Source organism: Saccharothrix mutabilis subsp. mutabilis (genome assembly GCF_039521145.1).
In the GTDB taxonomy this organism is placed as follows: domain Bacteria; phylum Actinomycetota; class Actinomycetes; order Mycobacteriales; family Pseudonocardiaceae; genus Actinosynnema; species Actinosynnema mutabilis.
The window spans coordinates 84,251-105,153 of the sequence record NZ_BAAABU010000022.1 but is presented as its reverse complement, the minus strand read 5'-3'; the positions used below and the strand labels follow the sequence as shown (position 1 = coordinate 105,153).

Here is a 20,903-nt window from a genome sequence, read left to right as displayed (position 1 = left end):
ACGAACGACCTTGTCCACATCAGAACCTACACAGCGCACCCTGAGGACCGACTCACACAAGAGAGCGGCACTCACAGCGTGGGTGCACCGGCGCGATCCGGTGCTCCACGAGCCCGGCGAACGCGTTCACCTCCAGCGTGGCGTCCCACGTGGGCGGACGGGTGCGGGCGGTCGTCCCGTGGTCCAGCGCGAGCAGCACCTGGGCCGCCGCGAGACCGGCCGTGGCCGTGACGGTGGCCAGGTCGCCGTGCTGCGGCCGGTCGACCAGCTGGGCGGCGAGCACCGGCCAGTCCCGGTCGGCGTCGGTCCGGTGCAGGTCGGCGCACCGCAGGCAGCTGCTGCGACCCGGCACCACCAGCGGCCCGACCACGCCCAGCCCTTCCCGGACCCGGACCGCCAGGTGCGGCGTGCCCGCCAGGAGCAGGCCGTGCGGCAGTTCCGGGCGGGGGACCGGCGCGTCGGCGAGCACCACCAGATCGGGTGCTTTCGTCCGCGGACCCGTCCGGACCGAGCCGCAAGCGCGTTGCAGGACGTCCAGGACGGCGTCGGAGCGGCACCGGCCGACGTCGTCCTCGGTGTACCCGGCGCCGGTGTCCTCCGGGCCGACGCGGCCCCGCGTGCCGACCCGGACGTGGCCGACGCCCGCGGCGGCGAGCAGGCCGGCGACCGCGCTGGTCAGGCGGCCGTCGCCGTGCACGACGACGGACTTGGCGGCCCGCGCGGCGGCGAGTCCGGGCGCGGGGCGGCCGGTGCGCAGCGCCCACGCGGTGGCCTCGGCGGCCAGGCGCGGGTGCGGCACGGGCACGGTCTCCTCGACCAGACCGGTCGCGACCAGGGCGCGCAGCAACCGCACCCAGTCCTCCACCTGGTCGGCGGGCAACTGGTCGAGCAGCTCGGCGTGGGTGTGCCGGCCGGAGAGGCCGAGCAGGGCCGCCGCCATCTGCGCCGTCAGGTCCTCGACCAGGACGGCGTGGCGGTCGTCGGCGCCCAGCTGCACGGCGTCGTGGCGGCGGCGCAGCACGGGCAGGCCGGGCAGGACCCGGGGGCGGTGGGGTGGCGTCACGGCCGGCAGCCTGCCGCGACCCCGTGACCTGCGGCGAATCGGTTGTCCACAGGTCTTGGGGCTGTCCACAGCCGGCGTGGGCGGCCTTGACGGGTGGCCGGACGCGTGGCCCGGCCACCACGCGGTCAGACCTTCGCCTTGCCCAGGATCCGGGTCACCGTGGTCCCGCAGACGGGGCACTTGCCCTTGGCCATCCTGCGGTTGTTGCTCTCGTGCACCTCGCCCGTGAAGTCACGCTTCTCACGGCACTTGACGCAGTAGCCGTTGTAGGTCTCGGCCACGGCTTCCTCCTCGCTTCGTGAGTGCGGAGCGATCTGCGCCACACTCGGGGGCTGCGCAGCACGCTACCTGTGCGGACGCGTCGCCGCTGCACGCCGCCTCCCGCGTGTCCAGCCGTCGTTCGGGCGAATCTGTTCCGCCGACCATCCACAGACCGCCGCTTGGCCGCCGCGGATTGTCGGTGCCGGGCCTTACCGTGATGCCCATGCCCGAACCGCAGGTGGAGGTACGGCGCAGCGCTCGGCGCCGTCGGATGGTGAGCGCGTACCGCGAGGGGGACACCGTCGTCGTCCTGCTGCCGGCGCGCATGAGCAAGAGCGAGGAGAAGCACTGGGTGGCGGAGATGCTCAGCCGCCTCCAGCGCAGCGAGACCCGCCGGCGTTCGCCCACGCGCACGTCCGACGCGGCCCTGCTCGCGCGCTGCGAGGAGCTGGCCGACCGCTACCTGGACGGGGTGCAGCCGAGCAGCGTGCGGTGGGTGCCGCCGATGCGCACCAGGTGGGCGTCCTGCACACCGAGCGAGGGCACGATCCGGATCAGCGAGCGGCTGCGCGACGTCCCCGCGTGGGTGCTGGACTACGTCCTGGTCCACGAACTGGCGCACCTGCGCGTGCCGGGGCACGGGAAGGACTTCTGGGACCTGGTCCACCGCTACCCGAAGTCCGAGCGGGCCATCGGCTACCTGGAGGGCCTGTCGGCCGCCGCCGGCCTGGGCATCACCGAGGAGGACTGAGCGCGAACGCGAACGCCGACCCGCCCGGGAGGGGTGGGTCGGCGTTGTTCACACGATCGGGGGAGGTCAGTCCTCGCGCTTGCCGGCCTCGGGACCGTCGGAGTCCGGACCGTCCGAGTCCGGGGAGTCCGAGTCCGGGGAGTCGGCGGAGGTGTCGCGCAGGGTGCGCTCCAGCTCCGCGATCGGGTCTTCGAGGGCCTTGCGGGTCTGGCCGAACCGCTCCACGAACTCCATCGGGTCGTCCAGGTCCTCGGCGGTGGGCACCAGGTCGGGGTGCTCCCACACGCTGTCCCGCTGCTCGACGCCCTGCTGGTCGCCGAGCAGCTTCCACAGCGCCGCCGCCGACCGGTGCCGCCGGGGCCGCAGCTCCAGCCCGACCAGCGTGGCGAAGGTCTGCTCCGCCGGACCGCCCGAGGCGCGCCGCCGCCGCAGCGTCTCCCGCAGCGCCTCCGCGCCCGGCAGCCGCTCGGTGACCGCCTCGGCCACCACCACGTCCACCCAGCCCTCGACCAGCGCGAGCAGCGTCTCCAGGCGGGTCAGCGCGGCCTTCTGCTCGGGCGTGGTCTGCGGTTCCAGCACGCCGGACTTCATGGCCTCCTCGATCGAGGCCGGGTTCGCCGGGTCCACCTGGCCCGCGAGCTGCTCCAGCGCCGAGGTGTCCACGGTGATGCCCCGCGCGAACTCCTCCACCGTGTCCAGCAGCCGCTGCCGCAGCCACGGCACGTGGCTGAACAGCCGCTGGTGGGCGGCCTCGCGCGCGGCCAGGAACACCAGCACCTCGCTGGCCGGCCGCTCCAGGCCCTCGGTGAACTTCTCGATGTTCGCGGGCAGCAGCGCCGCGGTCCCCTCGGGACCCAGCGGCAGACCGACCTCGGTGGAGGTCAGCACCTCGGACCCCAGCTGCGCCAGCGCGCCGCCCAGCTGCGACCCGAACGCCATGCCGCCCATCTGCCCCAGCATCGACAGCAACGGGCCGGCGGCCTCCTTGGCCTCCGCGGGCATGGCCTCGACCCACGCGCCGGACATCCGCCGCGCCACCGGGTCGCACAGCCGCTGCCACGTCGGCAGCGTGCGCTCCACCCAGTCGCGCGCGCTCCAGCCCTCGGCCTTGGTGGTGCCCGCGGGCAGCGCCGTGACCGGGTCGAGCCACATCTCCGCCAGGTGCACGGCGTCGGCCACCGCGCCGCTCTGGTCCGGGGCGAACCCCATGCCGCCCTTGCCCGCCAACTGCTGCAGGGCGATCTGCTTCGCCAGGTCGTAGTTGACCGGACCGGACGACGTGCCCGCGCCGCTGAACATCGCACCGAGCTGGCTCAGCATCGCGCCGAGCTGCGAGAAGTCGAACGGGTTGCCGCCCGGCTCCTGGGGCTTGCGGTCGCGGTCGTCGGGGTCCTGCGGGCTGAACCCGAAGGGCACGTCACTCATGCCACCACGGTACGCGGGACACAGGTGGTGCGCGGGACCGGTTCGCCCACGGCGTGAGGGGGTGGTGCGTACCCTGTCGGGCGTGAGCGAAGGCACCGACACCGTCGTGGAACAGCCGACCCCTCCGCCCGCCCCGGCGCGGCGCGGCCTGACCCGGCGGACGTGGACGCTGGTGGTCAGCCTGGCGGTGGTGCTCGGCCTCGGCCTGCTCGGCGGGTTCGCGCGGGTGCCGTACGTGGCGCTCGGGCCCGGCCCGACCTACGACACGCTCAGCCAGGTCAACGGCGCGGACGTGGTGCACATCGAGCGCCAGCAGACCTTCCCGACCAACGGCACGCTCACCATGACCACGGTGTCGCTCACCGACGACGTGTCCCTGTTCGGCGCGCTGGGCCTGTGGGTCAGCGGCCGGTACGCGCTCGCGCCGCGCGAGGAGTTCTTCCGGCCCGGCGAGTCCGAGCAGGAGGTCCGCGACCAGAACGTGAAGGCCTTCCAGGACTCGCAGACCAGCGCCGAGGTCGCCGCGCTGCGCTACCTGCGGTACCCGATGAAGGTCGTCGCCGCCGAGGTCACCAAGGGCAGCGCCGCCGACAACGTGATCCAGCCCAACGACCGCCTGCTCGCGGTCAACGGCAAGGAGGTCGCGCAGTACGAGGACGTCCGCACGGCGCTGGAGGGCACCAAGCCCGGCGACCAGGTGGACATCACCTTCCAGCGCGAGTCCGCCCGCCAGACCGCCCGGGTGACCCTGGGCAAGCAGGACGACCGGCAGAACGGGTTCCTCGGCGTGCTCCCGGTGGACCGGGCGGACGTGGACTTCGACATCAAGATCAGCCTGTCCGACGTCGGCGGCCCGTCCGCGGGCCTGCTGTTCGCGCTGTCCATCGTCGACAAGCTGACGCCGGGCGAGCTCAACGGCGGCCAGTCCGTCGCGGGCACCGGCGAGATCGACGACAAGGGCAACGTCGGCCGCATCGGCGGCATCAACTTCAAGATGGTCGCCGCGCACGAGGCCGGCGCGAAGACCTTCCTCGTGCCGGCCGGCAACTGCGACGAGGCCAAGCAGCACGCCCCCGAGGGCATGAAGCTGGTCAAGGTGGAGAAGCTCGCCGACGCCGTCTCCTCGCTGGAGGCGATCAACGCCGGCCGCGACTTCCCGACCTGCTAGCTCACGGCTTCAGCGTCTCCAGCAGGGCGTGGGTGAGGTTGGGCGCCAGCTCCGGGTGCTCCACGACCTCCTCGGGGACCTCCACGCTGCCGCGCAGCCGCAGCACGCACGCCGCCGACCCGTCCCGCAGCACGGCCGCCACCAGGCGCGCCTCCCGCCGCTGGGGGTGCTCGGCCGCGAACCGCCGCGCCGCCTCGTCGTCCAGCTCCTCCTCCGACAGGGCCTCCTCGGCCTCCGGCGGCAGGACGACGATCTCCTGGGCCAGCGCGCAGCCGCGCACGACCTCCGGCCACACGATGCCGGCCAGCGCCCGGTCGAGCTGGTCGGAGGGCAGCGCGTCCTGCGCGATCGGGGTCAGCGGCGAGGACAGCGGGTCGAGCTGACCGGCCAGCTCCGGCTGCTGCGCGAGCAGGTCGGTGGTCGGGACCAGCGCGAACAGCTGCGGCGGCTGGTTCCACCCGGCGGCGGACACGAACTGTTCGACCTCTCGGGCCACGGCGGGCAGCGCGACGGTCGGCTTCTCACTGGCTGGCACGCCCGCCATGGTCCCATCCACCCGAATCGACCGACCGAACGGGGAACCCTCGGCGGCCTCCGTACAGTTGGACAGAACGTACGAAAGCCATTACCGCGATCCAGGAGCGTGCCCAGTGGCCACTCGGCCCCCGGTCGGACTGCCCAGGCTGTCCCGTCGAAGCCGGATTCTGCTCATCGTCGGTGCGGTGGTCCTGGTCGGTCTGATCACCGGCTCCAGGTTGCTCGGCACCTACGTCAACTGGCTGTGGTTCGGCGAGGTCGGCTTCCGCAGCGTCTACGGAACCGTGCTGGCGACCCGCTTCGGGTTGTTCTTCGCGGTCGGGGCGCTGGTCGGCGGGCTCGTCGCGCTCAACCTCGTCCTCGCCTACCGGACCCGGCCGGTGTTCGTGCCGGTGTCCGGGCCCGACGACCCGGTGGCCCGCTACCGCGCGGTCGTGACCCGGCGGATGCGGCTGTTCGCCATCGGCCTGCCGCTGCTGGTCGGCCTGATCGCGGGCACATCGGCGCAGGGCGACTGGCAGCACTTCCAGCTGTTCCTCAACTCGGTGCCGTTCGGCGCGGAGGACGCCGAGTTCAAGCACGACATCAGCTTCTACGCCTTCGAGCTGCCCTTCTACTCCTGGCTGCTGTCGTGGCTGTTCATCGCGACCGCGGTGTCGTTCGTGGGCGCGGTGGTGGCGCACTACCTGTTCGGCGGCATCCGGCTCGCGGGTCGCGGCGGCCAGCTCTCCGGCCCGGCGCGCACCCACCTGTCCATCGTGGCGGGCGTGTTCGTGCTGCTCAAGGCGGTGGCGTACTTCTTCGACCGGTACCAGCTGCTGTTCAGCGACCGCAACGACAAGTTCATCGGCGCCACCTACACCGACCTGAACGCGGTGCTGCCGGCCAAGCTGATCCTGCTGTGCATCGCGGTGTTCTGCGCCCTGGCGTTCTTCGCCGGCGCCATCCTGCGCAACCTCCAGCTCCCGGCGATCGCGACGGTGCTGCTGGTGCTGTCGAGCATCCTGGTCGGCGCGGCGTGGCCCGCGGTGCTGGAGCAGTTCTCGGTGCGGCCCAACGCCATCGAGAAGGAAGCGGAATCGATCAGCCGCAACATCGCGGCGACCAAGGACGCGTTCGGGCTCACCGACGACAAGGTGGAGACCAAACCCTACGAGGGCAAGCAGAACGTCTCGCTGGACGAGCTGAAGAACGACCAGGCGACGCTGGGCAACATCCGCCTGCTCGACCCGGCCGTGATCTCCAAGACCTTCACCCAGTTCCAGCAGCTGCGCCCGTTCTACGCGTTCCCGGAGAAGCTCGACGTCGACCGGTACAAAGTGGACGGCCAGCTCCAGGACTACATCGTGGCCGTGCGCGAGCTGCAGACCTCCGGCATCCCGGAGGGCCAGCGCGACTGGATCAACCAGCACCTGATCTACACCCACGGCAACGGCATGGTGTTCGCCGAGGCCAGCAAGATCAACTCGCCGGCGGACCAGGGCGGCAACGGCGGCTACCCGGTGTTCGAGGTGGCCGAGGTGGACCCGGAGGGCAAGGTCAAGCCGGGCCCGTTCGGCGTGCAGCAGCCGCGCACGTACTTCGGTGAGCTGGGCGGCGCGGCCGACTACGCCATCGTCGGCGGTCGCGGCGAGGGCTCGCCGGGCGAGTACGACACCGACCGCGCCTCCTACACCTACGACGGCAAGGGCGGCGTCCGGATCGGCGGCATCTTCAACAAGCTGGTCTTCGCCGCCGCCTACGGCGAGCGCAACATCCTGTTCAACTCGGCCATCGGCGACGACTCGCGCATCATCTTCAACCGCCACCCGCGCGACCGCGTCGAGGCCGTGGCGCCGTGGCTGACCGTGGACGCCGACCCGTACCCGGCGGTCGTGGACGGCCGCATCACGTGGATCGTCGACGGCTACACCACGCTGGAGAACTACCCGTACGCGCGCCGCACGTCCCTGGCGGCGGCCACGAACGACTCGCTGCCCGGCAGCATCCAGCAGCCGAACAAGCAGGTCAGCTACATCCGCAACTCGGTCAAGGCCACCGTGGACGCCTACGACGGCACGGTGACCCTGTACCAGATGGACGACAAGGACCCGGTGCTCAAGGCGTGGATGGGCGTCTTCCCGGGCACGGTGAAGCCGGGCAGCGAGATGTCCCAGTCGCTGCGCGAGCACCTGCGCTACCCCGAGGACCTGTTCAAGGTGCAGCGCGACACGCTGGCCCGCTACCACGTCGACGCGCCGCGCGACTTCTACTCGGGTGTGTCGTTCTGGGGCGTGCCGTCCGACCCGACCGTGGACAACGCGACGACGGTCGAGCAGCAGCAACAGGGCAGCCAGCAGCAGCGCGACCAGCAGCCGCCGTTCTACGTCCTGGCGGGCGACCCGACCGGTGACCCGAACAAGGTGAGCTTCCAGCTCACCAGCGCCCTGGTCCGGCAGAACCGCGAGTTCATGGCGTCCTACGTCAGCGTGCGGTCCGACCCGGACAACTACGGGAAGATGAGCGTGCTCACGCTCAACAACGAGGCCAAGGGCCCGCAGCAGATCCAGACCCAGTTCCTCACCTCCGGCGAGGTGTCGGGCGAGCTGAACCTGCTCACCCAGCGCCAGACCAAGGTGGTCTACGGCAACCTGCTGACCCTCCCGGTCGGCGGCGGCCTGCTCTACGTGGAGCCCATCTACATCGAACGGGCCAGCCAGAACACCCAGTTCCCGCAGCTGTTCAAGGTCCTGGTGAGCTTCGGCGACAAGGTCGGCTACGCCTCCACGCTGAAGGAGGCGCTGGAGAAGGTGCTCACGGGCGCCTCGGCGAACCTGCCCGACCAGCCGGGCACCCAGCCGCCGGGCACCACGCCGCCGACGACCACCACGCCGCCCACCAACGGCAACGGGCAGTCGTCGGAGCTGCAGCAGGCGGTGCGCGACATCCAGAGCGCCCTGGCGGCCATCAAGTCCGCGCAGAGCAGCGGCGACTTCGCCGCCCTGGGCAACGCGTACAAGGCCCTGGACGAGGCGACCAAGCGGTTCGAGACGGCCAGCGCCGCCGCCAACCAGCCGCCGCCGTCGTCGGTCCAGCCCTCGCCCACGCCGACCGGCTGAGCGGATCGGGTGGCCTGGGACACGTCCGGGCCACCCGATTTGCATCCTCGGTTAATCCCGCGTAGAGTTCGTATTACCAACGCGGGGTGGAGCAGCTCGGTAGCTCGCTGGGCTCATAACCCAGAGGTCGCAGGTTCAAATCCTGTCCCCGCTACCAAAGCGAAGGCCCCCTCTCCGGCGAAAACCGGAGAGGGGGCCTTTTGCATGGTCAGGGGTGCCGCGCGGCGAAAACGACCCCCCGTGAAAAGGGGTTCGCGCGGTGGTGTAGAGTGGGTTTTACCCAACGCGGGGTGGAGCAGCTCGGTAGCTCGCTGGGCTCATAACCCAGAGGTCGCAGGTTCAAATCCTGTCCCCGCTACTAAAACGAAGGCCCCCTCTCCGGCGAAAACCGGAGAGGGGGCCTTTCGCTTCCCCTGGGCTCAGGTCATGTTCTCCGCCCAGTACTGCGCGCACACCAGCGAGCAGACGCGACCCTCGCCGCTCACCGTCCGGTGCCGCCGGATCTGCTTGCCGCAGACCATGCACTCGTCCTTGCCCGCCTGTTCCGGGATCGACCCGCTGGCCCAGGCGCGGGCGCTCTTGACGACCTTGGCTTCCATCCACTTGATGCCCACCGGTACCTCCCAGGAACTAACGCCTACGTGGAGTGATGATCCCAGCACTGGACGTATCCGCCAGACCAGGAGCGCGACATCACCGGGTCGTGCTAAGGGTGAGGCCCCGAACCAAGACCAACAGAGCGCCCAGTGATGTTTGAGTTGCCGTTCGGGTGAACGCAATAGTGCGGTTTCCCTTGTGCGGCAACCATTTTCCACGCGGGCTGGACACCGGCGGTCAAGCGGCCGAAAGCGTGGCGCTTGATCGGGACGTCGTCACGCACCGGAGCTTCTCGTTGCTCCGCATGGCCCAACACCACTAGCCCGTGATCAGCCACAGTGGACAGAACGGCTGACCATTGTGGACAGCCGCACTCGAAAGTGGCACCGTTGACGTCGTGTCGGACCTGAACGCGACTGCCGCCGCCCTGCTCGGGCTGCTGCACGACGGACCCAAGACCGGTGGCCAGCTCGTGGCTGAGGCCGGAGAGCGCTTCGGCGCCTTCTTCAGCGTCACCCGGAGCCAGGTCTACCGCGAGCTGCCCGCACTTGCCGACGCCGGTCTCCTGCGCCTCGGCAAGCAGGGCCCGCGCTCCAGTCAGCAGTACGTGCTGACCGCAGCGGGCAAGAAGGCCTTCAAGAACTGGCTGCTCTCCGAGCCCGGCCCGGACCACCTGCGCAGCCCGCTCATCCTGCGGCTGGTGCACGCGGGCTCGCTGACGGCCAAGCAGCGCCAGGCGCTGGTCGACGCGGCCCGCGCGAGCTACGGCGCCGCCCAGGAGGCCGCCAAGACCGCGGTGAAGACCGCGGAGGACGCCTACGCGAAGGCGGTCGCCGAGTTCGGCCTCGCCCACGCCAAGGCCGTCCTCAAGCTGCTCGACGCCATCCCGACCGGCTGAACCGGCGGGTCCGGCGGGCCGAAGCGCGCCGACCGGTCGCACTCCGCGACCGGTCCTGGCGTAATCTTCTGCCGTGAACCCGGACGTCGAAGCAGACATCAAGGACCTCTCCGCCACGCTCGCGAGCATCGAGGCGGTGATGGACCTCGACTCGCTGCGCGCCCAGGTCGCGGAGCTGGAGGAGCAGGCGGCCCGCCCCGACCTGTGGGACGACCAGGAGAAGGCGCAGCGCGTCACCAGCCAGCTCTCCCACAAGCAGGGCGAACTGCGCCGCGTCACCGGCCTGCGGGACCGCCTCGACGACCTCGGCGTGCTCTACGAGCTGGCCGAGGACGAGGACGACGCGGGCAGCCTCGCCGAGGCCGACGCCGAGCGCGGCAAGCTGCGCGAGGAGATCTCGTCGCTGGAGGTCCGGACCCTGCTGTCCGGCGAGTACGACGAGCGCAACGCCCTGGTCACGATCCGTGCCGAGGCGGGCGGCGTGGACGCGGCGGACTTCGCCGAGATGCTCCTGCGCATGTACTCGCGGTGGGCGGAGCGCCACGGCTACGCCGTCGACGTGTTCGACACCTCCTACGCCGAAGAGGCGGGCATCAAGTCCGCCACCTTCCGCGTCACCGCGCCCTACGCCTACGGCACGCTCAGCGTCGAGCAGGGCACCCACCGGCTCGTGCGCATCTCGCCGTTCGACAACCAGGGCCGCCGGCAGACGTCGTTCGCGGGCGTCGAGGTGGTGCCCGTGGTCGAGCAGTCCGACCACGTCGACATCGACGAGAAGGACCTGCGGGTCGACGTCTACCGCTCGTCGGGCCCCGGCGGCCAGGGCGTGAACACCACCGACTCCGCGGTGCGCATCACGCACATCCCGACCGGCATCGTCGTGTCCTGCCAGAACGAGCGCAGCCAGCTGCAGAACAAGGCCACCGCCATGGCCGTCCTCCAGGCCAAGCTGCTGGAACGGCAGCGGCAGGAGGAGCAGGCCAAGATGGACGCCCTCAAGGACACCGGGTCGAGCTGGGGCAACCAGATGCGCTCCTACGTGCTGCACCCGTACCAGATGGTCAAGGACCTGCGCACCGAGCACGAGGTGGGCAACCCCTCGGCCGTGCTCGACGGCGAGATCGACGACTTCCTGGAGGCTGGCATCCGCTGGCGCAAGCAGCGTCAGAGCGCCTGAGGTTGACCCGTTCGTGATCGGTTCGTGATCGTTCAAGTCCTCCGTCTCGCCGCACTAGGACGGGCGAGACGGAGGCTTTACCCAGGCCACGGGTAGACTCCCCCGTCGTGATTCGCCTCGAACACGTGTCCAAGGTCTACAAGACCTCCACGCGCCCCGCGCTCGACAACGTCTCCGTCGAGGTCGACAAGGGTGAGTTCGTGTTCCTGATCGGGCCTTCGGGGTCCGGCAAATCCACGTTCCTGCGCCTGCTGCTCCGCGAGGAAGTGCCGAGCAAGGGTCGCGTGTACGTGTCGAACTTCGACGTGGCCAAGATGTCCCGGCGCAGGGTCCCCCGCCTGCGCCAGTCCATCGGCTGCGTGTTCCAGGACTTCCGGCTGCTGACCAACAAGACCGTGGCGGAGAACGTCGCGTTCGCGCTGGAGGTCATCGGCAAGCCGCGCAACACCATCGTCAAGGTGGTGCCCGAGGTGCTCCAGCTGGTCGGCCTGGACGGCAAGGCCGACCGCATGCCGCACGAGCTGTCCGGCGGCGAGCAGCAACGGGTCGCGATCGCGCGGGCGTTCGTCAACCGGCCGCTGGTGCTGCTGGCCGACGAGCCCACCGGCAACCTGGACCCGGACACGAGCCAGGACATCATGCTGCTGCTGGAGCGGATCAACCGCACCGGCACGACGGTGCTGATGGCCACCCACGACCACTCCATCGTCGACTCCATGCGCCGCCGCGTGGTCGAGCTGGACCACGGCCGCATCATCCGCGACGACGCGCGGGGTGTTTACGGCGTGGGCCGCTAACCCCTACCCCCGACCAGCGAGGACCGTAACCCCCCGATGCGTACCAGCTTCGTCTTCAGCGAGGTCGTCACCGGTCTGCGCCGGAACGTGACGATGACCATCGCGATGATCCTGACGACCGCGATCTCGCTCTTCATGCTCGGCGTCGGCCTGCTCATCGTCCGCATGGTCGACAAGGTGCAGGACAACTACCAGAGCAAGCTCGAAGTGTCGGTCCTGCTCACCAACGACGTCAGCGCGAGCGACAAGGACTGCGCGCAACAGCCGTGCGCGGGCCTGCGCAGCGCGTTGGAGACCACGTCCGGGGTGGAGACGGTGGTCTACGAGAACCGCGAGAAGGGCTACGAGCGGTTCAAGCAGATCTTCGAGGCGCAGCCGGAGCTGGTGAAGCTGGCCCGGCCGGAGGCGATCCCCGCGACGTTCCGGGTCAAGCTGGAGGACCCCGAGCGCGCGGACGTGATCGTGCAGGCGTTCAGCGGCAAGGCGGGCGTGAAGGCGGTCAACGACCAGGGCGAGTTCCTGGGCCGGCTGATCGACCTGTTCAACGGCGGGCGCAACATCGTGCTCGGGTTCGCGCTCATCCAGACCGTCGCGGCGCTGTTGCTGATCTCCAACACCATCCAGGTGTCGGCGTTCACCAGACGCACCGAGGTCGGCATCATGCGCCTGGTGGGCGCGACGCGGTGGTACACGCAGCTGCCGTTCCTCATCGAGGCGGTGGTGGCGGGTGTCATCGGCGCCGTGGTGGGCATCGGGCTGCTGTTGGCGCTCGCGTTCGGCGCGACCAGGGTGTCCGGCAACCTGATGGATTCGCAGATCCTGCCGTCTATGGGCATGTTGGACGTGGTGGTGGTGTCGCCCATCCTGCTCGGCGTCGCCGTGCTCATCTCGGCGCTGACGGGTTACGTCACCCTGCGGTTGTACGTGCGCATTTAATGCCTGGCGTGGTCACGTAAGGTTTCGGCATGGTCAAGGAACGCGGTCAGAAGGTGATCGCGTCGAACCGCAAGGCTCGGCACGACTACACCATCCTCGACACCTACGAAGCGGGTGTCGTGCTCGTCGGCACCGAGGTGAAGAGCCTGCGCATGGGCCGGGCGTCCCTGGTGGACGCCTTCGCGCAGGTCGACGACGGCGAGATCTGGCTGCACGCGTTGCACATCCCGGAGTACGTGGCCGGCACCTGGACCAACCACGAGGTCCGCCGCAAGCGCAAGCTCCTGCTGCACCGCAAGGAGATCGAGCGGCTGATCGGCAAGACCAAGGAGAGCGGCCTGTCGCTCATCCCGCTCCAGATGTACTTCAAGGACGGCTACGTCAAGGTCGAACTGGCGCTCGCGCGCGGCAAGAAGGCCTACGACAAGCGGCAGGACCTGGCCAAGCGGGACGCGCAGCGGGAGATCCAGAAGGCGCACGGCCGTGCCCTGAAGGGCCGCTATTGAACCTGGTCGACGTGCACGTGCACTTCATGCCCGAGCGCGTGCTGGACAAGGTCTGGGCGTTCTTCGACGCGGCGTCCGAGCACTACGGCGTGTCGTGGCCGATCCACTACCGGTTGCCCGAACGGGAGCGCCTGGACGCCCTGCGGTCGTTCGGCGTGGTCGGGTTCGCCCCGTTGGTGTACGCGCACAAGCCCGGCATGGCGGAGTGGCTGACGGAGTGGGCGCTGGACTTCGGCGCTTCGGTGCCGGAGGCGGTGCCCACCGCGACGCTGTTCCCCGAGCCGGGCGTCGAGCGGTACCTGGGGCGGGCCGTGGAGCGCGGGGCGCGGATCGTGAAAGCGCACGTGCAGGTCGGCTCGTACGACCCGCGCGACCGGTTGCTGGACGGGGCCTGGGGCCTGTTGGCCGAGGCCGGGGTCCCGGTGGTGGTGCACTGTGGACACGGGCCGATCCCCGGTTCGCACACCGGGTTGGACGTGTTCGAAGAGGTCCTGGAACGGCACCCGGCGCTGGTGGCGGTGCTGGCGCACGCGGGGATGCCGGACTACCTAGACGCGCTGGACCTCGTGCACCGGTACGACGGCGTGCACCTGGACACCACGATGGTGGGCGTGCCGTTCACCGAGGCGCAGGCGGCGCTGCCGCGGGACTGGGCGTCGCGGCTGGTCGACGTGTCCGAGCGGGTGGTGCTGGGCTCGGACTTCCCGAACATCCCCTACGAGTACGGGGTGCAGCTCGCGGCGATCGAGTCGTGGGCGGCGGCCGACGACCGGCTCGGCGAGCCCTTCCTGCGGGCCGTGCTGCACGACAACCCGGCCCGCCTGCTGAAGCTCTGACCATGCGCCTGTGGACGGTGCAGCACGCGGGCGTGCTCGCGTCCGCCGGTGAGTCGCGGGGGAGTGGGACCGCGTGGTCCCCCAGAGGTGGCGCGGCTGGCGTCTACCGGCCGCCGGTGGGGTCGCGCGACCTCTAGCCGGTGATGTCCAGGTAGGCCAGGACCGCGCGCACGCGCCGGTGCTCGGACGTGCTGGGCTCCAGGCCGAGCTTGGCGAAGATGTTGCCCACGTGCTTCTCCACCGCGCCGTCGGACACCACGAGCGACTTGGCGATGGCCGTGTTCGACAGGCCCTCCGCCATCAGGCCCAGGACCTCGCGTTCGCGCTGGGTGAGCGAGTCCACCGGCTTGCGGCGGCTGCGGACCATGAGCTGGGTGATGACCTCGTGGTCGATGCTGGTGCCGCCCTCGGCGACCCGGCGCACCGCCGCCACGAACTCGGCGACGTCGGACACCCGCTCCTTGAGCAGGTACCCGACGCCGCTCGCGCCGCCGGCCAGCAGTTCGACCGCGTAGCGCTCCTCCACGTACTGCGACAGCACGAGCACCGGCAGGTTCGGCACCCGCTTGCGCGCCTCGATCGCGGCCCGCAGGCCCTCGTCGGTGAACGTCGGCGGCATCCGCACGTCGACCAGCGCCAGGTCGGGCCGGTGCCGCTCGACGGCGGCCAGCAGGGCGTCGCCGTCCTCCACCGCCGCCACGGTCTCGATGCCCTCGTCCGCCAGCAGGCGCTCCACGCCCGACCTGAGCAGCACCGAGTCCTCGGCGATCACCACGCGCACGGCAGCTCCGTCCGTATCACGGTCGGCCCCCCGACGGGGCTGACCACCACGACCACGCCGTCAATGGTCGCAGCCCGGTCCGCCAGGCCCGCCAGCCCTCCGCCGGGGCGCACCTCCGCGCCGCCACGGCCGTCGTCGGTGATCTCCACCACCACGGAGTTTTCGGTGCGGGTCACCTGCACGCGGGCCTGCGTGGCGCTCGAGTGCTTGGCGATGTTGGTCAGCGCCTCGGCGACGGTGAAGTAGGCCGTGCTCTCCACCGCCGTCGGCGGGCGCGGGTCGACGTCCACCGACACCTCGACCGGGATCGGGCACTTCGCGGCCAGCGACGACAGGGCGGCGTCCAGGCCGCGGTCGCCGAGCACCGACGGGTAGATGCCGCGGGCCAGGTCGCGCAGCTCGGAGATGGCGAGCTTGGCGTCGGCGTGCGCCTCGGCGATCAGCTCGGCCGCCGCCCGCGGGTCGGTCTCCATCTTGTTGCGCGCCCGGCCCAGCCCCATCGCCACCGCGACCAGGCGCTGCTGCGCGCCGTCGTGCAGGTCGCGCTCGATGCGCCGCCGCTCCGCCTCGGCCGCCTCGACGCCGCGCGCCCGGCTGGCCGACAGGTGGTCGGCCTTGGCCTCCAGCAACGCCGTCCGCGACGGCCCGAGCAGCCCGCTCGCCAGCGCCGCGTGCGCCCGGCCCAGGCCCTTGACCAGCGGCATCACCACGATCGCGAGCCCGATGCCCAGCACGGTGACCACGACCGCCTCGGGCAGGGAGTCGAGCAGCCACACCGAGTCGCCGATGGTGACCTCGAACGTCGCCGGCAGGAGGTTGAAGTAGACCGGGAAGAACACGGCGCTGAGCACCGTCGGCCACAACGCCACGACCAGCGCGAACTCGATGACGCCCAGCGGCAGCATGATCAGCCAGTAGGCGAAGTCGCGCCAGGTCGCCGGGTCGGTCGCCAGCGCCTTCGCCCTTTCGTAGGCGTTGCCGTCGGGCAGCGGGCGGTAGGGCCGGGGGATGTCCACCCCCAGCGTGACCCGCAGCCAGGCCCGTTCGGCGGTCGCCGCGGCGCGCGCCAGCACCAGCGTCAGCGCCAGCAGCGGGAACCCGACCCAGATCACCATCGTGCCGACGCTCACCGCCAGCAGCGGCACCAGCAGGCAGAACCAGAAGATCCCCGTGACCAGGTTGAGCAGGAAGTACCCGCTGATCCGTGCGATGTCGGGGTTGGCCCGCTCCGTCATTGTGCTCCCCACCTTCACGCCCCTGATGTGCCCGACCAGCATCACCCGTGCGTGTGGCGGGGACCATCAGGTCGGCCGGCGTTCGGGAGGTGGGGACAGCCCTACCCAGGGTATTGGAATGAACCCGGGGGTCCGGGGCGTTATGATGAGTGACGACCTTCAGGACCAGGGGGTGAACGGTTTCGACTTTGTGCGTTGATCCAAGGGAAGCGTGCCGGTGCAGGCGAGAGACCACCGCAAGCGTCATCGCAAACCAATAAGCGCCGAGTCTAACGACCAGCGCGCGTTCGCCCTCGCCGCCTGAGGCTAGGAGCGACGCTGTCGGCCCGGAGGTGCCTCCGCTCCGGTCGCCGGCATCAGCTAGGGGGCTTCACCTCCGTTCCCGGTCACGGGGAGCGGTAGGGACACCAAACAGTGACTGGGCCCGTCACGACGACTTGTCCGCGTGATCGTCGGGGCCGAGCAGAGGCGTAGCGGACTGCGCACGGAGAAGCCTTGGTGAGGCGGCAGAGGACCCGGGTTCGATTCCCGGCACCTCCACCGGAACCAGACGGCGGACGTCCCGACTCGGGGCGTCCGCCGTTTTCGTGCGCACGGGCGTGTTCGTGCGCCATCGCGCTGACGTCGGCGAAACCGGTGGTGCGCCGCACTCTGACGCCCGACTGGATGGTGGAGATCGAGGTGGTGGCGGCGGGTCAGCGGTCCTCGCGCAGGATCGTCGCCAGGTTGCGCTCGGCCAGGGCCGTGATGGTGACGAACGGGTTGACGCCGATGGAACCGGGCACCAGGGCTCCATCGGTGACGTACAGGTTCCGGTAGCCCTTCACCCGGCCGTGGTCGTCGGTCGCCCGGCCCAGGACCGCGCCGCCCAGCGGGTGGTAGCAGAAGTCGTCCGCGAAGGCCCGGCCGCCGCCGAAGACGTCGTGGCGGTACCCGGTGCCGTTGGCGTCGTTGATCCGGTCGAACGTCCCGGTGGCGGCCGTGGCGGCGGCCGAGCCCTGCCAGCGCAGCACCGCCCGGTCGGTGGCCGGGTCGTAGACGAACCGCCCGCGCTCCTCGTTGCGGTTGATGGCCAGGTACAGGCTCACGTACGTCTCGACGCCCGCCGGCACCGGCGCGATCTCGGCGAACACCTCGCGGGACGGGTCGGTGATGGCCAGCGTCGGGATCGCGGACTGGAGGAAGCCCGTCGGGTCCCACAGGTGGTTGTTGCGGGCGACCATGACGTTGCCGTTGGGGCCCCAGCCCTCGCCGACCTCGGCGGGCAGGTCCGGCAGGTCGCCGGTGTCGCGGGCGCGGAGGAGCAGTTCGGTGGTGCCCAGGCTGCCCGCGCCGAGGAACAGCCGGTCGCACGTCACGTGCTTCTCGGCCACCGTCCGGCCGTCGGCGTCGATCTCGCGGACCGACAGCGCGTAGCCGCCGCCCTCGCGCGCGACGCGGGTCACCTGGTGCAGCGGCGCGATGGTGACGTTGCCGGTGGCGACGGCGTCGGCGAGGTAGCCCTGGTCGAGGGTGAACTTGCCGTGGTTGTTGCCGTAGATGACCTCGGCGCCCAGCGCGGACTTGGGCGCCTCGCCCCGCTCCTCGCGCGCCATGTGGTCGAACGAGTAGACGTTGGGCACGAACCCGGTGTCGAAGCCCGCGCGGGCCGCGTGCGTCCGGGACAGCCGGGAGAACCGGTAGTGCTCGCTCGCCTCGAAGAAGTGGCCGGGGATGTGGTTGACCCGCAGCATCTTGTTGGCCAGCGGGAAGAACCGGTCGTACATCTCGGCCACGTCCACGGTGGGGAACCGCCGCGCGAAGTACTCGCGGTCCGGGGTGACGGCCATGCCGCCGTTGACCAGCGACCCGCCGCCGACACCCCGGCCGACGTACACCCCCATGCCCGCGAAGTTCACCCGGTCGAGGACGCCCGCGTGCCGCCGGATCGGCCGGTTGGCGAGGTCCAGGAAGAGGATCCCCTTGACCGGGGCTTCGGTGCGGTCCTTGAACCACATGGAGCGGTGGTCGGGGTTGAGCATCCCGCAGAACACCTTGCCGTCCGGGCCCGGCGTGTCCCACCGCTGCCCCATCTCCAGCACCAGCGTCCGGATCCCGGCCTGCCCCAGGCGCAACGCGGCGACCGACGCCCCGTACCCGCTGCCGACGACGACGGCGGGCGCGTGCGAGGTGGTGGCGTGGGCTTTCGGGCCGAGGAGGGTGAGGGCGGAAGCGCCCAGGAGAGCACGGCGGGTGATCGTCATGTCACCCGAGGTTAGCGGCTAACGAGAAACTTCTTCACAAGGGTCGCGACGAGCCGGTGGTTCGTCGCCAGCACGGCGTGCGTGTCGTCGTACCGCTCGACGGTGGTGTTGGGCGACCATGCCGCCCAGGGACGCGCCGAGCGCGTGCACCGCCGCCTGGTGGTCGTCACCCTCGACGACCGCGGCGAGCCGCCGGGCCAGGCCGTCCGCCCGGTCGGCGTCAAGGAGTCAGCGGCGGGCGGGAGTGGCGGTGAAGGGGTCCTCGGGCCAGCGGTGCTTGGGGTAGCGGCCCCGCAGCTCGGAACGGACCCGGGGGTAGCCGGTGCGCCAGAACGACGCCAGGTCGCCGGTCACCGCCGTGGGCCGGCCCGCCGGGGACAGCAGGTGCAGCACGACCGGGGCCCGGCCGTCCGCCAGCCGCGGGGTGTCGGTCCAGCCGAACACCTCCTGCACCTTGACCGGCAGCACCGGCTCGGGACCCGAGTAGTCCACCCGGATCCTCGACCCGGACGGGACTTCGAGCCGGTCCGGCGCCAGTTCGTCGAACCGCGCCGCCGCCGGCCACGGCAGCAACGCCCGGACCGCGTGCTCCGCGTCGATCTTCGCCAGGTCCGCGCGGCGGCGGGCGGCGCCCAGGTCCAGCACGGCGAGCACGGCGTCGTCGGTCGGGTCCGGCCACGGCTCGCCCAGGACGCGGTGCAGGAACGCCAACCGCTCCCGGGTCCGGGTCGCGTCGGCGGACCAGCGCAGCAGCCCCAGCCCTTCCGCGCGCAGGCCCGCGAGGAGTGCCCTGCGGGTGGCCTCCGGGTCGTTCAAGGGCTTGCCGGACAACGTGATCGCGCCCAGCCTCGTGACCCGTTCGGCGACGACGTCACCGTCCCAGCGGACGTCGTCCTCCTCGACCAGCAGCGTCGGCGCGGCGCGGCGGGCCAGCTCCTCGGACGCCCGCGCGGCGAGCCGGATCCGCCCGTGGCTGCGCCCCGGCTCCCGGTCGGCGACCGCCACGGCGAGCCACTCCGCACCGCTCAACGTGCCTTCCGGCAGTTCCGCCGCGGTCCCGCCCGCCATCAGGTAGACCGGCGAACCGGGGGACCGCCTGCGCGCCAACCGCTCCGGGTAGGCGAGCGCGACCACCAGCGCGGTCGCGTCGTGTGCGGTCGACGGTGGCCGGTGGTCGGATCGCACGCCCTCGACCCGGGCGGCGAGGCGGCGGGCTTCGCGCGGGTCGGCGTCGCGGGTGGACAGTTCGACGCTCGCGGCGGTGCGGTCGTCGTCCAGCACGGCCACCACCTCGGCCGCTGTCCGCGCGCCGACCAGGGCCGCGCCGTCGAGCAGGGCGCGGGTCAGCCGGGGGTGCAGGCCCAGGTCCGCCATCCGCCGACCCCGCTCGGTGATCCGGTCGGCGGGCGGCGGTTCGAGGGCCCCCAGGGCGCGCAGGACCGCGCGGCCGGCGTCCAGGGCGCCCGGCGGCGGGGCGTCCCACCAGGCCAGACCCTCGCCGGACGGCACGCCCCAGCACGCCAGTTCCAGCGCCAACCGGGTCAGGTCGGCGGTGCGGATCTCCGGCTCCGGGTACCGCGGCAGCGTGCTGTGCTCGTGCTCCGGCCAGCACCGGTAGACCCGGCCCGCGGCCTCGCGCCCCGCCCGGCCCGCGCGCTGGTCGGCCACGGCCGCGCTCACCCGCACGGTCGCCAACCCCGCCAGGCCCCGCCGGTGGTCCACCCGCGGCACGCGCGACAGCCCCGAGTCCACCACCGCCCGCACGCCCGGCACGGTCAGGCTCGACTCCGCGATCGCCGTCGCCAGCACCACCCGCCGCCGCGCGCCGGGCCGCAGCGCCGCGTCCTGCACCGCCGACCCGAGCCGGCCGTGCAGCGGGACCACGTTCACGCCGTCCAACAACGCCGCGCACCGCCGGATCTCCGCCACACCCGGCAGGAACGCCAGCACGTCACCGTCCACTTCAGACAGTGCACGCCGGACCGCCCGCGCCACGCACGCTTCGACGCGCTCACCCCGCAGCGGCGGCACGTACGCCGTCTCCACCGGGTGGGTCGCGGCCGTCACGCGGAGCACGGGCGCGTCCCCGAGCAGCCCGGCCAACCGGTCCGCCGCCACCGTCGCCGACGTCGCGAGCAGCTTCAGGTCCGGCCGCAGCCCGGCCCGCGCGTCGAGCAGCAGCGCCAGCAGCAGGTCCGCGTCCAGGTGCCGCTCGTGGCACTCGTCCAGCAGCACGGTGTCCACGCCGGCCAGCTCGGGGTCGTGCTGCAACCGCCGCACCAGCAACCCCGACGTCACCACCTCGATCCGCGTGTCGCGGGAGGTCTTGCGGTCGCCGCGCACCGAGTAGCCCACGGTCCGGCCGACGGGTTCGCCGAGCAGGCTCGCCATCCGGGCGGCGGCGGCGCGGGCGGCGATGCGGCGGGGTTCGGCGACGACCACGCGTCCCTTGAGCGCGAGCGGCACCAGGGTCGTCTTGCCCGTGCCCGGTGGCGCGACCAGCACCGCGGTGCCGTGCGCGTCCAAAGTGCGCACCAGCTCGTCCAAAACCCCGGTGATCGGCAGCTCCACGGTGTGCCAGTGTGCCAATGTGG

At 71.4% G+C, this 20,903-nt stretch carries 18 protein-coding genes, 2 tRNA genes and 1 other RNA gene; 12 read left to right on the top strand and 9 right to left on the bottom strand.

The genetic code is table 11. The features are described 5' to 3' along the window. Positions 1–52: 52 nt before the first annotated feature. Together ABD126_RS31885 and ABD126_RS31880 are read right to left on the bottom strand one after the other, a co-directional pair. Positions 53–1,063: a thiamine biosynthesis protein ThiF gene (locus ABD126_RS31885; protein ID WP_343938000.1), complete on the bottom strand. Its 1,011-nt coding sequence runs from the start codon at positions 1,061–1,063 to the stop codon at positions 53–55. Between the two features lie 125 nt (positions 1,064–1,188). Next, entirely contained in the window at positions 1,189–1,344 is a 156-nt protein-coding gene (locus tag ABD126_RS31880; protein ID WP_015098458.1) for a DUF5679 domain-containing protein, read from the bottom strand. 203 nt (positions 1,345–1,547) lie between these two features. Here ABD126_RS31880 and ABD126_RS31875 point away from each other — a divergent pair, with 203 nt between their 5' ends. Continuing rightward, the gene (locus ABD126_RS31875; RefSeq protein WP_343937997.1) at positions 1,548–2,075 is read left to right on the top strand and encodes a M48 metallopeptidase family protein; all 528 of its coding nucleotides are present in this window, start codon (positions 1,548–1,550) and stop codon (positions 2,073–2,075) included. Positions 2,076–2,141: 66 nt separating this feature from the next. On the opposite strand, the gene ABD126_RS31870 is transcribed toward ABD126_RS31875, so the two are convergent. Beyond that, entirely contained in the window at positions 2,142–3,500 is a 1,359-nt protein-coding gene (locus tag ABD126_RS31870; RefSeq protein WP_343937995.1) for a zinc-dependent metalloprotease, read from the bottom strand. A gap of 82 nt (positions 3,501–3,582) precedes the next feature. Here ABD126_RS31870 and ABD126_RS31865 point away from each other — a divergent pair, with 82 nt between their 5' ends. Then, on the top strand, positions 3,583–4,668 hold the full coding sequence (locus tag ABD126_RS31865; protein ID WP_343937993.1) for a YlbL family protein: 1,086 nt from the start codon (positions 3,583–3,585) through the stop codon (positions 4,666–4,668). A gap of 1 nt (position 4,669) precedes the next feature. On the opposite strand, the gene ABD126_RS31860 is transcribed toward ABD126_RS31865, so the two are convergent. Continuing rightward, positions 4,670–5,212 (bottom strand): PPA1309 family protein, encoded by a 543-nt coding sequence (locus tag ABD126_RS31860; protein ID WP_343937991.1) that lies wholly within the window; start codon positions 5,210–5,212, stop codon positions 4,670–4,672. 106 nt (positions 5,213–5,318) lie between these two features. Between ABD126_RS31860 and ABD126_RS31855 the strand changes: the two genes are divergently transcribed. The 3 genes from ABD126_RS31855 (at position 5,319) to ABD126_RS31845 (ending at position 8,661) form a co-directional block, all read left to right on the top strand. Next, positions 5,319–8,303, top strand: a complete 2,985-nt coding sequence (locus ABD126_RS31855) for a UPF0182 family protein (RefSeq protein WP_343937989.1) — start codon at positions 5,319–5,321, stop codon at positions 8,301–8,303. 80 nt (positions 8,304–8,383) lie between these two features. Continuing rightward, a tRNA-Met gene (locus ABD126_RS31850) sits at positions 8,384–8,460 on the top strand. A gap of 127 nt (positions 8,461–8,587) precedes the next feature. Next, positions 8,588–8,661, top strand: a tRNA-Met gene (locus tag ABD126_RS31845). A gap of 61 nt (positions 8,662–8,722) precedes the next feature. On the opposite strand, the gene ABD126_RS31840 is transcribed toward ABD126_RS31845, so the two are convergent. Continuing rightward, a complete protein-coding gene (locus ABD126_RS31840) occupies positions 8,723–8,917 on the bottom strand; it encodes a hypothetical protein (RefSeq protein WP_121222664.1) in 195 nt (64 codons plus the stop codon). A 380-nt stretch (positions 8,918–9,297) separates the two neighbouring features. Between ABD126_RS31840 and ABD126_RS31835 the strand changes: the two genes are divergently transcribed. From ABD126_RS31835 to ABD126_RS31810, 6 genes are all read left to right on the top strand, one after another. Then, positions 9,298–9,798, top strand: a complete 501-nt coding sequence (locus ABD126_RS31835) for a PadR family transcriptional regulator (RefSeq protein WP_309116518.1) — start codon at positions 9,298–9,300, stop codon at positions 9,796–9,798. 73 nt (positions 9,799–9,871) lie between these two features. Further along, positions 9,872–10,975 carry a peptide chain release factor 2 gene (prfB, locus tag ABD126_RS31830; RefSeq protein ID WP_343937986.1) on the top strand — a complete coding sequence of 368 codons (1,104 nt, stop codon included), beginning with the start codon at positions 9,872–9,874 and terminating at the stop codon, positions 10,973–10,975. Between the two features lie 107 nt (positions 10,976–11,082). After that, positions 11,083–11,772 (top strand): cell division ATP-binding protein FtsE, encoded by a 690-nt coding sequence (ftsE, locus tag ABD126_RS31825; RefSeq protein ID WP_121222658.1) that lies wholly within the window; start codon positions 11,083–11,085, stop codon positions 11,770–11,772. Between the two features lie 36 nt (positions 11,773–11,808). Further along, positions 11,809–12,708, top strand: a complete 900-nt coding sequence (gene ftsX, locus ABD126_RS31820) for a permease-like cell division protein FtsX (RefSeq protein ID WP_343937983.1) — start codon at positions 11,809–11,811, stop codon at positions 12,706–12,708. 29 nt (positions 12,709–12,737) lie between these two features. Then, on the top strand, positions 12,738–13,214 hold the full coding sequence (gene smpB, locus ABD126_RS31815) for an SsrA-binding protein SmpB (RefSeq protein WP_121222654.1): 477 nt from the start codon (positions 12,738–12,740) through the stop codon (positions 13,212–13,214). Continuing rightward, on the top strand, positions 13,211–14,050 hold the full coding sequence (locus ABD126_RS31810) for an amidohydrolase family protein (protein WP_343937982.1): 840 nt from the start codon (positions 13,211–13,213) through the stop codon (positions 14,048–14,050). The genes smpB and ABD126_RS31810 overlap by 4 nt, the downstream gene beginning before the upstream one ends. Positions 14,051–14,183: 133 nt before the next feature. Here ABD126_RS31810 and ABD126_RS31805 read toward each other — a convergent pair whose 3' ends face one another. Together ABD126_RS31805 and ABD126_RS31800 are read right to left on the bottom strand one after the other, a co-directional pair. Next, positions 14,184–14,831: a response regulator transcription factor gene (locus ABD126_RS31805; RefSeq protein ID WP_343937981.1), complete on the bottom strand. Its 648-nt coding sequence runs from the start codon at positions 14,829–14,831 to the stop codon at positions 14,184–14,186. After that, positions 14,819–16,066, bottom strand: a complete 1,248-nt coding sequence (locus ABD126_RS31800; RefSeq protein ID WP_343937980.1) for a sensor histidine kinase — start codon at positions 16,064–16,066, stop codon at positions 14,819–14,821. Before ABD126_RS31800 ends, ABD126_RS31805 begins: the two co-directional genes overlap by 13 nt. A gap of 168 nt (positions 16,067–16,234) precedes the next feature. On the opposite strand from ABD126_RS31800, the gene ssrA reads away from it, so the two are divergent. After that, positions 16,235–16,609: a transfer-messenger RNA gene (ssrA, locus tag ABD126_RS31795) on the top strand. Between the two features lie 152 nt (positions 16,610–16,761). On the opposite strand, the gene ABD126_RS31790 is transcribed toward ssrA, so the two are convergent. Together ABD126_RS31790 and hrpB are read right to left on the bottom strand one after the other, a co-directional pair. Next, entirely contained in the window at positions 16,762–18,309 is a 1,548-nt protein-coding gene (locus ABD126_RS31790) for a GMC oxidoreductase (protein WP_343937978.1), read from the bottom strand. 228 nt (positions 18,310–18,537) lie between these two features. Beyond that, positions 18,538–20,880, bottom strand: coding sequence for an ATP-dependent helicase HrpB (gene hrpB, locus ABD126_RS31785; protein ID WP_343937976.1), 2,343 nt, complete (start codon positions 20,878–20,880; stop codon positions 18,538–18,540). Positions 20,881–20,903: the final 23 nt, after the last annotated feature.

Coding starts and splice junctions, on each gene's coding strand:
- ABD126_RS31875 (WP_343937997.1), top strand. CDS start 1,548: ATGCCCGAACCGCAGGTGGAGGTACGGCGCAGCGCTCGGCGCCGTCGG.
- ABD126_RS31870 (WP_343937995.1), bottom strand. CDS start 3,500: ATGAGTGACGTGCCCTTCGGGTTCAGCCCGCAGGACCCCGACGACCGC.
- ABD126_RS31860 (WP_343937991.1), bottom strand. CDS start 5,212: ATGGCGGGCGTGCCAGCCAGTGAGAAGCCGACCGTCGCGCTGCCCGCC.
- ftsX (WP_343937983.1), top strand. CDS start 11,809: ATGCGTACCAGCTTCGTCTTCAGCGAGGTCGTCACCGGTCTGCGCCGG.
- smpB (WP_121222654.1), top strand. CDS start 12,738: ATGGTCAAGGAACGCGGTCAGAAGGTGATCGCGTCGAACCGCAAGGCT.
- ABD126_RS31800 (WP_343937980.1), bottom strand. CDS start 16,066: ATGACGGAGCGGGCCAACCCCGACATCGCACGGATCAGCGGGTACTTC.
- ABD126_RS31790 (WP_343937978.1), bottom strand. CDS start 18,309: ATGACGATCACCCGCCGTGCTCTCCTGGGCGCTTCCGCCCTCACCCTC.